Source organism: Lentibacillus salinarum, from assembly GCF_042679865.1.
In the GTDB taxonomy this organism is placed as follows: domain Bacteria; phylum Bacillota; class Bacilli; order Bacillales; family Amphibacillaceae; genus Lentibacillus; species Lentibacillus salinarum.
This window is the reverse complement of the sequence record NZ_JBHTNH010000001.1, coordinates 47,299-60,066: the sequence shown is the minus strand read 5'-3', so window position 1 is coordinate 60,066 and position 12,768 is coordinate 47,299. Positions and strand designations below refer to the sequence as shown.

Annotated in this window: 9 protein-coding genes; 8 read left to right on the top strand and 1 reads right to left on the bottom strand. The window is 42.6% G+C overall.

The window, feature by feature from the left end; all coding sequences use genetic code 11:
- The first annotated feature begins 6 nt into the window (after positions 1 to 6).
- From ACFQ4A_RS00305 to ACFQ4A_RS00275, 7 genes are all read left to right on the top strand, one after another.
- Positions 7 to 930: an ABC transporter permease gene (locus ACFQ4A_RS00305; protein ID WP_382396810.1), complete on the top strand. Its 924-nt coding sequence runs from the start codon at positions 7 to 9 to the stop codon at positions 928 to 930.
- A gap of 11 nt (positions 931 to 941) precedes the next feature.
- Positions 942 to 1,955: an ABC transporter ATP-binding protein gene (locus ACFQ4A_RS00300; protein WP_382396808.1), complete on the top strand. Its 1,014-nt coding sequence runs from the start codon at positions 942 to 944 to the stop codon at positions 1,953 to 1,955.
- Positions 1,942 to 2,937: an ABC transporter ATP-binding protein gene (locus tag ACFQ4A_RS00295; protein WP_382396806.1), complete on the top strand. Its 996-nt coding sequence runs from the start codon at positions 1,942 to 1,944 to the stop codon at positions 2,935 to 2,937. Before ACFQ4A_RS00300 ends, ACFQ4A_RS00295 begins: the two co-directional genes overlap by 14 nt.
- 43 nt (positions 2,938 to 2,980) lie before the next feature.
- Entirely contained in the window at positions 2,981 to 3,361 is a 381-nt protein-coding gene (locus tag ACFQ4A_RS00290) for an OsmC family protein (RefSeq protein WP_382396804.1), read from the top strand.
- 857 nt (positions 3,362 to 4,218) lie between these two features.
- Positions 4,219 to 5,412, top strand: coding sequence for an exonuclease SbcCD subunit D (locus tag ACFQ4A_RS00285; RefSeq protein WP_382396802.1), 1,194 nt, complete (start codon positions 4,219 to 4,221; stop codon positions 5,410 to 5,412).
- A gap of 32 nt (positions 5,413 to 5,444) precedes the next feature.
- Positions 5,445 to 8,537: an AAA family ATPase gene (locus ACFQ4A_RS00280; protein ID WP_382396800.1), complete on the top strand. Its 3,093-nt coding sequence runs from the start codon at positions 5,445 to 5,447 to the stop codon at positions 8,535 to 8,537.
- A gap of 419 nt (positions 8,538 to 8,956) precedes the next feature.
- Complete coding sequence (locus ACFQ4A_RS00275) at positions 8,957 to 10,630, top strand: ABC1 kinase family protein (RefSeq protein ID WP_382396798.1); 1,674 nt, start codon at positions 8,957 to 8,959, stop codon at positions 10,628 to 10,630.
- A gap of 832 nt (positions 10,631 to 11,462) precedes the next feature.
- On the opposite strand, the gene ACFQ4A_RS00270 is transcribed toward ACFQ4A_RS00275, so the two are convergent.
- The gene (locus tag ACFQ4A_RS00270) at positions 11,463 to 11,873 is read right to left on the bottom strand and encodes an Lrp/AsnC family transcriptional regulator (protein WP_382396796.1); all 411 of its coding nucleotides are present in this window, start codon (positions 11,871 to 11,873) and stop codon (positions 11,463 to 11,465) included.
- Between the two features lie 127 nt (positions 11,874 to 12,000).
- Here ACFQ4A_RS00270 and ACFQ4A_RS00265 point away from each other — a divergent pair, with 127 nt between their 5' ends.
- Positions 12,001 to 12,762, top strand: coding sequence for an MBL fold metallo-hydrolase (locus ACFQ4A_RS00265; RefSeq protein ID WP_382396794.1), 762 nt, complete (start codon positions 12,001 to 12,003; stop codon positions 12,760 to 12,762).
- The last annotated feature ends 6 nt before the right edge of the window (positions 12,763 to 12,768 follow it).

The following is a 12,768-nucleotide window of genomic DNA, read 5'->3' as shown; positions in this document are numbered from 1 at the left end:
TTAGGGATGGAAGCAGCAAACAAAACGGATGACTTTCAAACGATTAAATCTAATCTAAAAAAAGAACAACGTCAACTAAATAACAAACGATTTTTTAATAATAAATTACTTGTGACTGGCTCTGCTATTTTTCTTTTCCTAACATTAGTTGCGTTTATTGGCCCATTCCTCATGCCATATGACCCATATGGGATGGTTGTAACGGAACGACTGCAAGCACCTAGTGGAGACCATATATTAGGGACAGATGACTATGGGCGAGACCTGTTAACCCGTATTGTTTATGGGGCTCAAGTTTCGATGGGTGTCGGGTTGGCGGTTACGATTATTTCATCGGTCTTCGGGATGATTATTGGACTTTATGCTAGTTATTACACATTTTTGGATCATATATTGATGCGGATTTGTGACGGACTCATGGCTATTCCTGGAATCCTTCTGGCGATTGCATTAATGGCAGCTCTCGGACCGTCTGTGCTCAATGTTATCATCGCTTTAAGTATTGTTTTTACGCCCAACATTGCGCGTGTTGTTCGTTCTTCTGCTTTAGTTGTCCGAGAGCAAATGTACATTGAAGCAATGCGTGTCCAGGGGGCAATCAGCTTCCGAATTATCTGGGGTCATATTGCTCCGAATACGATTTCGCCATTGGTGGTGCAAGCAACTTTTGTATTTGCCGAGACCATTATATCTGAAGCCGCCCTTAGTTTTTTAGGTGCCGGTGTTCCAGCTCCGGATCCAAGTTGGGGAAACATTTTATTTGCTGGGAAGTTAGTTGTTTTCAAGGCATGGTGGATGGTCGTCTTTCCTGGTTTTGTCATTGCCCTGTCGGTATTAGGTTTAAATCTACTAGGTGATGGATTACGAGATTTTATCGATCCACATGCTACGAGTAAAAATAAAAAATTAAGGAAGAAGATAGATAAATGAGGGGGGACATCATGGAACAACAACCTCTTTTGGAAGTGAAGGATTTAAAAACCCATTTTCACTCAGAGAAGGGGCGCGTGACTGCCGTAGATGGGGTAAGCTTTGATGTGGATGAAGGCGAGATTCTTGGGGTCGTGGGAGAATCTGGATGTGGAAAAAGCGTTATGTCTCAGTCTATCATGCGATTATTTGATGAAACGTATACTACCGAGCATGAGGGTGCCATTCATTTTAGTGGCACGAACCTCTTAGATTTACCTAAAGCAAAGATGCAAACAATCCGCGGAAATGATATCTCGATGATTTTCCAGGATCCACTCAGTTCGTTGAATCCGGTCTATACAATTGGTGACCAAATAAAAGAGGCGATTTTGCTACACCAGACTATTTCTAAAAAAGATGCTCACAGAAAAGCGATTGAAATGTTGCGGATTACAGGCATCCCTGAGCCCGAGAAGCGTGTGAATGAATATCCCCACCAGCTGTCAGGGGGGATGCAACAGCGCGTCCTCATTGCCATAGCACTCTCTTGTCAACCTAAGTTATTAATTGCAGATGAGCCTACTACCGCATTAGATGTAACGATTCAGGCACAAATATTAGACCTTATTGAAGAGCTGAATCAACAATTAGGAATGGGCGTTATTTTCATTACCCATGATTTAGGTGTGGTATCAGAAATTTGTACGCGGGTTGTCGTAATGTATCTTGGACAAATTATTGAGGAAACCGATACAGAAAGTCTATTTTCAAACCCATTACACCCGTATACGAAAGGGTTAATGAAATCGATTCCGCAGCTAGATGGTGACCGAACAGAGTTCCTTCATGTCATCGAAGGGACGGTACCTTCATTAGATAACGTTCCTAAGGGGTGTCGTTTTGCCTCACGCTGTCCATTTGCGGATGATTTATGCAGAGAAAAGGCACCTGAATTAAGGAGTCTTGAAGGGAAACAAAAGATTCGTTGTTGGCATTATGAAAAAATTAATCGAGAAGAGGAGGATAATCATGTCCCTTCATGAGAATAAACAAAAAGAACCCCTTCTCTCGGTTCAACATGTGAAAAAGTACTTTTCTGTTACTGGTCAATGGGGGCGCCTAGGGGGAGTAAAAGGTCAAGTTAAAGCAGTGAATGACGTCTCTTTCCGGTTAGTGGAAGGAGAGACATATGGATTGGTGGGAGAATCCGGAAGTGGAAAAAGCACCACAGGAAGGGCCATTTTGCGCTTGACAGAGCCAACGGACGGCGAAGTCTTTTATCAAAACGAAAATATTTTTCAAGTACCTAAAAGAAAGCTTCAACGATTTCGAAAAGATGTACAAATGGTTTTTCAAGACCCGTTCTCTTCCTTAAATCCCCGGAAACGGATAGGCAAAACGATAGAGGAACCTTTACACATCCATAGGGTCGGTAATCAAAAAGAACGTAGGGAGCGTGTACTTGATATTTTAGATAAAGTTGGAATGGGACCTGAGCACTATTACCGCTTTCCGCATGAGTTTTCGGGCGGACAAAGACAACGTCTAGGTTTGGCTCGGGCTTTGGTAATGGAACCAAAAGTAGTGATCTGTGATGAACCCGTGTCAGCACTTGATGTATCCATTCAATCCCAAGTGGTAAACCTCCTAAAACAGTTGCAGACGGAAATGGATTTAGCGTATCTCTTTATTACGCATGATATTAGCGTGGTACGTCATATTTCTGATCGAATTGGGGTGATGTATTTAGGAGAAATCGTGGAGGAAGCTCCGACTGACGACTTGTTTTCGTCCCCACTTCACCCTTATACACAAGCGTTATTTTCGGCAGTACCACGTACGAAAAATGAGCGTAATCGAGAACGTATCGTATTAAAAGGTGAAATCCCGTCTCCGTTAAACCCGCCTACTGGGTGTAAATTTCATACGAGGTGCCCGTTTGCTATGGATATATGTAAGCGTGAAGTCCCAAAACGAAAGAAAATCGAGCCCGATCATTTTGTAACTTGTCATTTGTACGAATGAAAACATTGCATTAACGGTGTTTAGAAAATAAGAAGGGGATAACATGACGATAATAAAAAAAGAGCAAGGAAGAGTTGGGGTTTATAATGAAAAAGGATTTCAAGTAGAGGGTAGTTTCAAGCCTAATTTAACTGGTCTTAATCCAAAGGAACTGTTAGAAGCATCTCTAGCTTTGTGTATCACCATTACCCTTCATAAAATGGTGCAAAGAGACGGAATGGAAGTGAAAGATGATGAAGTTTCCGTTGATGTTCAGGCGATCAAAGCGAGTGATAGCCCCTCGAGGTTTGAAAAATGTATGGAAGATGGAGATGTAACACTTCCTGAGTATTTTTCAGATGAATATAAAAACAAACTAATCAAATCTGCCGAAAAAGCTTGCACAATTGGCAACAGCCTACGAAAAGGACTTTCGATTCATTAGGGTCTGATCTCCGCTACGCAATAATTAACGTGGTGACAAGGGGGATTTGACCCTGTTTTTTCAGTCACTAGGCAAACGAAAAGACTGCAAAAGGATACAAGAAAAGTGTTTTGCGTTGTTTCTGGACACAAAAGGGGGTGTATAACTAGGATTTTGAAGCATTTGAAGTATTTGGATGATTATCAACCTCATAATTAGGTGCTGGTATGCGTCAATCCGGTCCGTTGATGAATGTCTCCTTTTTTAGAGGAAAGTTTTTTAAAATGGATTTAATCCAATATTCTGTCGAAGATTCGACCATGATTGTCATGCTGGCAATTTGAATCAGTAATAATACGCGGCCAGTATAGCAGTATATGTGCTTGAATGCGTTCTTCCAAACAACTGGTTCATAAGACAAAGAGATGGTGTAGATTTCAGTTTCCAGAAGTCCTGTTCGACAGAATGACTCGTTTATGTGGGCTATATTCTCCACATAAAGCGTACCACCAGATATTATTTTACTCCCCGTTATAAATCGCGGATTGCTCTAGACCATGAAAGATTACAACTTTAACTTTATGTCCATCTAAAATGTTTAAATTAAGAGTTGCCTTTTCCTGATCATGTAGATTAATTAGCTCACTGAAATGAAATTGGGGATTCAAATCCTCCCTGGGCTGATATCCTCTTTAGCTGTTTTCTAAGGCAACAAGTTTTCTGTCATATCCGCGAAGTGTCTCAATCAATCATATGTGTATGTTCCAAAAAAATATTGTATGGTTCATTTGTAAACTCTCTCCTGAAAAGGATTCACACTACGAGATCATTTTATACTATAATAGATTGAGAGAATCGATCGGAAAGGAGACAAGCCTATGAAATTATTCCATACAGCGGATTGGCATTTGGGAAAACTCGTCCAGGGCGTTTACATGACGGAGGATCAACGTTACGTGTTGGAGCAATTCACAAAAGCCATCGAAGACGAACGACCCGATGCCGTGATAATTGCCGGTGATCTTTATGACCGGGCGGTGCCGCCGACTGAAGCAGTGCATTTGCTAGATGAGGTTTTGAGCAAAATCGTGCTTGAGTTAAAAACGCCTGTTTTGGCTGTGGCGGGGAACCATGACAGTCCGAGCCGTCTCAACTTTGGCACCACTATCATGAAGAAGAATGGCCTCCATATTGCTGGAACGTTTACCGGGGTCCAGGAGCCGGTTATTTTAAATGACGCACATGGACCGGTGCATTTTCACCTGATGCCATACTGCGACCCGAGTGTTGTTCGGACCACATTGGAAGATGACACGATCCGGACGCATAATGACGCGGCTGCCGGGGTTGTGGAACATCTCCGCGGGCAAATGGATCCGGAGGCACGCCATGTTTACATAGGCCATGCGTTTGTTACACCGTTTGGTAAGGAGAAAGAAAATACAAGTGATTCGGAGCGCCCGCTTTCTATCGGCGGCGCGGAGTATGTGGATGCCCGTCACTTTTCACCTTTCCATTATACAGCACTCGGCCACTTGCACCAGAGTCATCACGTTGATAATGAAACTGTCCGGTATTCCGGGTCCGTCCTAAAATATTCCATATCTGAAGAACATCATCAAAAAGGTTTTTCGATTGTTGAAATGGATGCCAGCGGGAATGTGTCGATCGAAAAGCGTTCGCTTACGCCAAAACGGGATATTCGCACGGTCGAAGCGATGCTGGATGACTTATTGACGCATCCGGTCAATGATGATTATGTGTTTGTCCGGTTGCTGGATGAGACACCGGTTTTGTCACCAATGGAACGCATCAGATCGGTTTATCCAAACGCGATGCACGTTGAACGTCAAAACGATGGCTTCGCCGCTACGACATCACATAATAAGCAAACAGTGGACCGCAGCAAAATGAGTGACATGGAACTTTTTAAAGCCTTTTATAAGGAAGTGAAAGGAATAGATGCGACTGAGGAAACAGCATCGATTTTCCAGGAAGTTCTAAATGACCTGTTAAAAGATGAGCGGGAAACGGTTGCGTCCGGACAGGATAAGGAACCGGTATCAAGGTAACCTCTGAAAGGCATGGAAGGGGAGAAGGCACGTTGAAACCATTGACATTAACGATGACGGCATTCGGTCCATATAAAACAACGGAAACGATCGACTTTACAAAACTTGAGCAGAACAATCTGTTTGTCATTTCCGGAAACACCGGTGCAGGCAAAACAACCATTTTTGACGGGATCTGTTTTGCTTTATACGGGAGTGCCAGCGGTTCGGACAGGGAAGACCAGCGGATGCTGCGCAGTGATTTTGCCGATGATCATACGCATACATCTGTTGAATTGGAATTTGAATTGAATGACCGCCATTACCGCATTTTCCGTCAATTGCCGCATATTAAGCAGGGGAATAAAACCAGCACCGGCGAGCGCTATGAGTTTTATGAACATGTGGACGGAAAAGAAATCCCTTGTGTTGACCGGCAAATGGTTTCCGAAATTAATAAAAAGCTGGAGGCGATCATCGGGCTGACACAGGACCAGTTCAAGCAAATTGTTATGCTGCCCCAAGGCGAGTTTCGCAAACTATTAACCTCGGAAACAGAAAATAAAGAAGCAATTTTACGGCGAATTTTCAAGACAGAGTCCTATAAACAACTAAACGAGCTGCTGAAACAGAAGAAAGACCGCATCCAGCGGAATTTCATGCAGGAAAAACAAATGCGTGATCACTATATCCAAACGATCTCAGCAACGCTGCCGAAACGGGAAAATTCGCCGTTGTTCCAGGTGCTTGCTGAAGACTATTATAACGTCAACCAGGTCATTACCGGACTGGATGAAGAGATTCAGTTCTATCAAGATCAGATTGTCATCGACCAGCAAACATACGAGCAAGCCTATACGGCCCACGGTAAAAAACAAACAGAATTTCACGCAGCTAAAGCATTGAACGACCGCTTTCAGGAATTGGAGCAGAAGGAGGCCGAGTTGAAAGAAATGCAGGCGCAAATACCGGCCGTGACTGCGAAAGAACGGCAGCTGGAAGCGGCTGAACGCGCCAGCCGGATTGAACTATATGAGAAACAAGCAGCCGACTGGCGGAAAGAAGAACAAGAAAAAGCGCACGCCCTTGAGAACGCCAAAACAATCAGCAACAAGAAAACAGCCAAGCTGGAACAGGCCAAGGCTACCTACACCCAGGAAGAAAACAAGCAAACTGAACGGGAGAATGTCAGCAAACAACTGGACCGGCTCCAGGAATTTCTGCCGATTGTAAACGAAATCGATGAACGCAAACGGCAGCTGGAAACATTAAAGAAACAGACGAACGCGGCTTATCAAAACCTGGAAAACGTGACGAAACAACTGAAGGCAAAACGTGACGCAGTAGAAAAACGAACTAAAAACATCAACGAAATGGATAAGAAGGTCAGTCAGTTACCGGAAAAACAGCAAAAACTGAACGCCATGCGTGACCAGATAAAGGTATTGATGCGTTTTCTCGAGCTGAAGCAAGAACAATCACGGCTGGATCAGGATATGCAGACGAAAGAAAAGGCTTATCAGGACACAAAGCAGAAATATGAAACATTTGAGCAGGATTGGATGCACAATCAGGCAAGCTTTTTGGCTGCCCATCTGTATGACGGTGAAGCTTGCCCGGTGTGCGGAAGTCACGATCATCCGAATAAAGCAGGTGCCCAAGAACGATCGGTGACAAAAGAACAGCTAACGGCATTAAAGAAAGAGCTGGATGAAAACGACCGTCATTACCGTGATGCTGTTACAACCCAGAAGTCAAATACGATCCAGCTTGACGAAAAGCAAGAGGAGCTTAAACACTATCAAATTCAACCGGAAGAAGCCCCGTCTGCCAAAGAAGCGCTGGAATTAAAAGGCAAACAGTTGAAGGAAGAAGTCGATGCGTTAATGAAACAGCAGGAAAAACGCAAGCAGGACATGGAAACGTATACGCAGGAAACGGACGCGTTGAAACAGCAGGAAACAAAGAAAGAGCAGCTCGAGAAACACTATCAGGAGCAAAAGACATCATATGAAACAGCCAAGGCTGTCTACGACGAAAGAGTCAGCCACATTCCGGAAGAAGTCCGCGTTTTATCAGAACTGGAAAAGCAAATCAACGAAACATCGAATCATAAATCACGGCTGGAAAAGATGTGGGAAAACGCACAGACCAGGCTCCAGCAGGCAAAAGAGGAACAGACAAAAGCGGCAGCCAATCTGACCAATGCCGAAACACAACGCTCTGAAACGAACAGCAAACGTGAAAAAGCGGAGACAGCATTTAAAGCGGCATTTGAAGACGCCGGTTTTTCATCGGAGGAAGTTTACCATGAAGCCAAAATCCCGGCAGCCGATCAGAAGAAACTGAAAGAATCGATTCAACAGTTTAGCGAGAAACTTTCAGCATTAAACCAAGTTGTCAGTGATTTGCATGAATCATTGAAAGACAGGCAGAAAGCGGACTTAACAGCTATTCAAACACAACTGGATCAACTGAAAGAAGCCTACGAAAAAGCATTGAAGCAGTTGAACTTGTCAAAGGCGTATTATGAGGACGCATCCGATATACGGGCAAATATTATGGAAACGAATGAGCAAGTAGCCGCGCGCGAGAAAGAGCTGGCAACCATCACTGATTTGTATGATGTTCTTAGAGGGCAAAATGATCAGAAAATATCATTTGAACGCTATTTGCAAATCGAATATTTGGAACGGATCATTGAGGCAGCTAACGGCCGGTTGAAAGGCATATCCAACGGGCAATTTTACTTGATGCGGAGTGACCGGCAGGAAGCCCGCGGCAAACAGAGCGGCCTGGCACTTGATATCTATGACGCTTACACCGGGCAGACACGCGACGTCAAAACATTATCAGGCGGTGAGAAGTTTAATGCGTCCTTGTGTCTCGCACTCGGCATGTCTGATGTCATCCAAAGTTTTCAGGGCAACATTTCGATTGACACGATGTTCATTGATGAAGGATTCGGGTCGCTCGATGAGGAATCCTTGAACAAATCGGTCGAGACTTTGATCGACTTACAACAGTCTGGCCGGATGATCGGCGTCATTTCCCATGTTCAGGATTTGAAAGCCATGTTTCCGGCACGTCTGGATGTGATTAAGACGAAGGAAGGTTACAGTCGGACTGAGTTTGTGGTGACGTGACGGGACCAAAGGACTAGGCCCAATTAGGCTCTCTGTCCCAATTTGTGGTGACATGAGGACTCGACGATGCCATTGAGCGTGGGTCCATTTTTAGAATGACATGTGACAACTTTAGCGAAAAAATTGTGAACTTCGGCGGACATTGTGACAACATCAGCCGATATCATGTGAACTTCAGCCGATTGGCTAAACCGCACGAAAAGCCCCTTGTGCATTTAAGCATAAAGGGGCTTTTCGTTTAGTATAGCAGTAAATACTTATGTAAATTTGTCATGACAGCGTATTTTACTTATGATAGGTAATACAGGTTTTAGCTTTCAAATGTAAGTGGTTCCCTGTGTTTAACTTTGGACTGGAAAAGGAAAGAAATAATTATCTATGTTGCATAATAACTATAGTATAAGGTAGGAGGTGATGGAATGCTCGGTAAAGGTATCAGACATACAAAGCGATACCGCGAAATTGTGAATACACTCATAAAAAATGGTTTCAGTCACATCCTGTTTCGGGTCGGTTTAATAGACCGGGCCATGGCAAAAAGCAAGGAATCCGCTGAAGTCAATACAAGCATGAAAAGTATGGGGAAGCGCCTGCGTCTCGCTTTGCAGGAACTGGGGCCGACTGCGATTAAGCTGGGACAGATCGCAAGTACGCGTTATGATACATTGCCGCCGGAAATCACAGCCGAATTGGAAAAGCTGCAAGATCATGCACCTGTTTTTGCGTTTGAACAGGTTCAGAACACCATTGAGATGGAATTTGATGATAACCTTGAAAACTTGTTTGATCATGTAAGATCCGAACCACTAGCGACAGCTTCGATCGGACAAGTGCATGCAGCCCGGCTTTTGAGCGGGGAAGAGGTTGTTGTCAAGGTGCAGCGTCCGGGCCTTAAGCCCAGGATGGAAACTGATCTTGAAATTCTGGAAGGTATCGGACATATGCTGGAAGAACGGGCAGCTTGGGCGCGGCGTTATCGGGTTTGCGATATCATCGATGAACTGTCCGAGACATTAAGAAATGAGCTGGATTACATAGTGGAAGGCCGAAACGGAGAGCAAATTGCGGGACAATTTGACAATCAGGCCTTTATTAAGTTTCCGAACATATACTGGGATTTCACCACCGAAAAAGTCATGACAATGGAAAAAATCAGCGGCATCAAGGTATCGGAAATCGAATTTCTTGATCAAGCAGGTTATGACCGGGAAATCATTGCCAAACGTCTGGCTGATGCGATGCTGCGGCAGATTCTTGTAAATGGATTTTTTCATGCGGATCCACATGCCGGAAATATTTTTATTTTACCTAAAAATACGGTGGCATTTTTGGATTTTGGCGAAACAGGCCATGTTAGTGAAAATCTGAAACGCCATTTTGCTTCGATTATCGCGAACCTGCATCAAGGTGACAGCATGGGCATGATTAAAACATTTTCCAGGATGGATTTGATTGTAGAAGAGACGGATATTGAGCGACTGGAGCGAGATCTTGATAAACTACACCAGCAATATCAAAATGTTAAGGTGAAAGATCTCAGTCTGGGACGGATCATCATCGGGATATTCAGCGTTGTGTATCACCACCACATCAAGGTTCCGACTGAAATGGTCATCATCAGCAAGACAATCCTGGCGCTTGAAGGTGTGCTTGGAAGACTTGATCCGGAATTCAGCTTACTGCGTGCGGCCGAACCATTTGCGCGGAAATTAGTGCTGAAGCGGTACCATCCAAAGGAAATTATCCGAAATTCATGGCAGGAGATTGGTGAAAATCTCGACATTCTGACGGACTTACCAAAGGATATGAAACAAATCATGTCCGTCGTTAAAAAAGGCAGAGTCGGTCTTGATATTAATGTCAGGCATATAAACGACGTTATGCGGCGGCTGGATAGAATTAGTAACCGGATAGCGTTCAGTATTCTGATGCTGGCTTTCAGTATTATCATGTCCGGTTTGATTATCGGATTAGCGGTGGTTGGGCAGAATACCATCATTTGGGAGCTGCCAATCATTGAAATAGGTGCTATTATAGCTCTCCTCATGTTTATCCTGATGATCGTTATCATTATCCGGTCCGGCCGAATGTAGCTGTGGCAGTATAGCTATTGCGTTCCGTTATGCTCAAATAAAACATCCCCCCGGGTCGCTAATGGGCTCGGGGATTTTATTTTTTTCCCGCATGTAATGGACAGTAACCTGCCAAAAAAACGGCGGGCCAACTGTCCCTAAATGTCCGATTTGGCTCAACTGTGGCTAAATAAAGTTTGATCAAAAAGTATCCCGTAGAACCTCATTTTAGGACAAATAAAAAGAATCCCGTTTTGAAAAAAATTGATCATTTTATATAACAAAAGTGCCCGATTGAGGAAGATGCATTAATTTGTAAAAGCTTAACTTTATACTACCAATTTATGATACAATAATCACAATAGGCTGGCTTCGCATAAGGGGTTAGGTAGCACTGTCGATCTGCCGTTAGTCTTTTTGGAGACTTCCTGGGAGGGAGGTGTTTGCCTATGGACATTGTTAGCGCTTTGACGCTCATGATATCTTTCGGGATGTTAGTGGCGTTCATTGTTTCTGATAATAACCATAAAAAATAATCCCTCATGCACTTTAGCAGGTAAGCGAGGGATTATTTCTCGAGCTACCCACCCCTCTTGACGGGGTTCGGTCTATTGCGACCGTTCCATGTATCAGCATGGGACGGTCTTTATTAATTTATGAACTTTCTACATATATTATACCACGAAAGATATGAATGTACACATCCTAATCTCTGTTTTACAATTATTTTTAACTCCATAAACGCGCCCTTTTATGGAATAATCAAGGTAATGATTATTGCAAATCAGCTAATTGCTAACGCACCATATAGTTTAAGTACATCTTTTCACAAACATTCCGTTGTATTGATTCACTATTTATCAATAACAATAGATAATTTATAGTTCGCATACTCGTTTAATTCTTCAAGAAATTGATTCATTAGTTCATTGGAAGGAAATTTACATTCGAGTATGTAACACCCATCTCCACTGATTTTATAGTTATTTATTAGGTATTTTCCTTGTGTTTTTATGAATGACAGATAGGGTTGATGAGAAATGCTTTCTATAATAATAGTAATAAAAGCATGTATAGTATAGCCCAATTTAACCTGGTTAACATTAATGGTATAACCTTCAATAATTCCACTTTCCTCTAGCTTTGCCACTCTATCTGAAGCTGCTGGCCCAGTTAAATGAATTTTTTCACCTAATTCTTTCATTGTAATTCGGCTGTTCTTAGAGAGTTCATCTAAAATCTGCATATCTGTGTTATCTAACATTTGTCTAACTCCTTCATTTATAAAGCCAAAGTACCCAAATACTTTATTTAAGCCATGTATCTCCAACAGTTCTTAGTATAAACTATACATTGTTCAAAGAAAATCACAAAAAAAGGAGTTAATATATATGAATATACATCAAATTCGTAATGCAACAATCGTTGTAGAATATGCAGGTAAAAAGTTTTTAGTTGATCCAATGCTAGCGGAAAAAGGTACTTACCCACCTTTCCCAAATGCACCAAGAGATGATCAATATAATCCGTTAGTTGAGTTGCCAACTTCCATTGACAATATTATTAAAGATATTGATGCAGTCATTGTAACGCATCTTCACTATGATCATTGGGATGAAGTTGCAAAAGAAGTATTACCAAAGGATATCAAGTTATTTTCTCAAAGTGAAGAAGATGCGACAGAAATTCGAAATGCTGGGTTCCAAAATGTAGAGGTTTTACAAGAGGACACTATTTTTGAAGGTATTCAATTAGTGAAAACAAAAGGAGAGCATGGAAGAGGCGAAGTTCTAAAACTTGCTGGTCTAGTGTGTGGGGTTGTCTTTAAACATGATAGTGAGAAAACATTATATGTAGCAGGAGATACAGTATGGTATAACGCTGTGCAAGAAGTAATTGATACTCATAATCCGGAAGTTATCGTTGTTAATGCCGGAGATAATCATTTCAATGAAGGTGGTTCTCTTGTGATGGGGAAAGATGATGTCTATGAGGTGTACAAGGCTACCCCTGATGCAAAAATTATTGCTGTCCATATGGAAGCAGTCAATCATTGGGGACTGTCCAGAGAGGAATTAAAAGGATTCCTTAATGAAAAAGGAATTACGTCTCACGTATTGGTGCCGGATGACGGAGAATCTTACAAGTTTTAATGGAAG

Excerpts from the sequence above, each read along its gene's own strand:
- ACFQ4A_RS00305 (WP_382396810.1), top strand. The coding sequence starts at position 7 with ATGGAAGCAGCAAACAAAACGGATGACTTTCAAACGATTAAATCTAAT.
- ACFQ4A_RS00300 (WP_382396808.1), top strand. The coding sequence starts at position 942 with ATGGAACAACAACCTCTTTTGGAAGTGAAGGATTTAAAAACCCATTTT.
- ACFQ4A_RS00295 (WP_382396806.1), top strand. The coding sequence starts at position 1,942 with ATGTCCCTTCATGAGAATAAACAAAAAGAACCCCTTCTCTCGGTTCAA.
- ACFQ4A_RS00290 (WP_382396804.1), top strand. The coding sequence starts at position 2,981 with ATGACGATAATAAAAAAAGAGCAAGGAAGAGTTGGGGTTTATAATGAA.
- ACFQ4A_RS00285 (WP_382396802.1), top strand. The coding sequence starts at position 4,219 with ATGAAATTATTCCATACAGCGGATTGGCATTTGGGAAAACTCGTCCAG.
- ACFQ4A_RS00275 (WP_382396798.1), top strand. The coding sequence starts at position 8,957 with ATGCTCGGTAAAGGTATCAGACATACAAAGCGATACCGCGAAATTGTG.
- ACFQ4A_RS00270 (WP_382396796.1), bottom strand. The coding sequence starts at position 11,873 with ATGTTAGATAACACAGATATGCAGATTTTAGATGAACTCTCTAAGAAC.
- ACFQ4A_RS00265 (WP_382396794.1), top strand. The coding sequence starts at position 12,001 with ATGAATATACATCAAATTCGTAATGCAACAATCGTTGTAGAATATGCA.